Consider the following 218-nt stretch of genomic DNA (forward strand, 5'->3'; position numbering starts at 1 on the left):
CCCCCTGCTGAGGGGGTTGTATTTCGAGCAGTGTTTAGCTGTTTAGTGTGGCCATTTTTCGTGCTAGGCGGATGGCGCCGCCTTGGGCGCAGGGGTGCATGTTGAGTTTGGGTTTGCCGCCGAAGGCGGGCACCCACATGTCCAACCCACCAATTTTCTCCACATGCCCATGCAGGGGACGGTCCCGATCATCATCGTTTCGCCCATTGTCATACGGG

The 218-nt window shown here is 58.3% G+C and carries 1 pseudogene; it reads right to left on the bottom strand.

Annotated features, from left to right (window positions below):
• Positions 1 to 34: 34 nt before the first annotated feature.
• Positions 35 to 218, bottom strand: a pseudogene (locus HMPREF3044_RS13230) (HNH endonuclease); the annotation flags it as partial.

It is taken from the genome of Corynebacterium sp. HMSC073D01 (genome assembly GCF_001815555.1).
Taxonomy (GTDB): Bacteria; Actinomycetota; Actinomycetes; order Mycobacteriales; family Mycobacteriaceae; genus Corynebacterium; species Corynebacterium glucuronolyticum.